This is a genomic window from Carnobacterium sp., assembly GCF_032094055.1.
Taxonomy (GTDB): domain Bacteria; phylum Bacillota; class Bacilli; order Lactobacillales; family Carnobacteriaceae; genus Carnobacterium_A.
The window spans coordinates 40109-40996 of record NZ_DAMDAK010000009.1 but is presented as its reverse complement, the minus strand read 5'-3'; the positions used below and the strand labels follow the sequence as shown (position 1 = coordinate 40996).

Annotated in this window: 1 protein-coding gene; it reads right to left on the bottom strand. The window is 36.5% G+C overall.

Annotated features, from left to right (window positions below; translation table 11 throughout):
- Positions 1-224 precede the first annotated feature (224 nt).
- A partial coding sequence (locus RT405_RS02725) for a YihY/virulence factor BrkB family protein (RefSeq protein WP_313467346.1) occupies positions 225-888 on the bottom strand: 664 nt, incomplete at its 5' end.

Here is an 888-nt window from a genome sequence, read left to right as displayed (position 1 = left end):
ATAATATGATTCCATAGTCTATTTTTGATTCTTTGTTCTCATTCATATTTCTAAAAATCTCCTTGTCTCTTCAATTAAGCAATTAAAACCGTTATTGAACTTCATCTATTATATAAGAAACGGCAAACAAAAAAAAGGATGGGATAAAAAAATCCCATCATCTTTACTATTTTATAATAAATCAGCAACTAACTTTATGCAGCTTAGGATAAACTACCAGTAACTTAATTTAACGGTTCTTCTGCTGCTCCGGCTTCTTCCGCCTGATGATCGGCGACTGTTTTAACTTTTGTTAATTTTCCACGTTGTCTCTCTGCTGATTCGATCAAATAATCTTTTTTCGTTTTTCCTGCTTCAACTGCTTCTTTTTCTTGTTTTGTTTGCTCAACAGTTTTATTCATCTTGTATTGATAGTAGACCGTATTGATAAACGCACCCATCAATAAGATCATAGCTGATAAATAAAGCCACAACATCAGCACGATCACCACACCGAACGCTCCGCTTCCTGCTGCTGCCCCACCGGCATATTTAACATAAAGAGAGAAGCCTTGAGACAGAATCAGCCAGCCAATGGTTGCAAATATAGCGCCCGGCACTGCATATTTTATGCCTAATCCATGGTTTGGCAATAGGAAATAAACCAAAGTAAGTACAAGAATCAAAACGACCAGCAAAATCAACCAGCGGAATCCCAGTATGGTCTCAATCAAAGGAAGCTGAAGATGTAGAAATTTCTCCACTAAATGTAGAATCTGCTTACCAAAAACAAAGGCGAACAAAATGAGTCCAACAACACCTACAACAGCTAAATTAATCAGAAAAGAAACTGCCCGTACAATAATGAAATTTTTTCGTTTTTCAACGCCGTACACATCATTCAATACT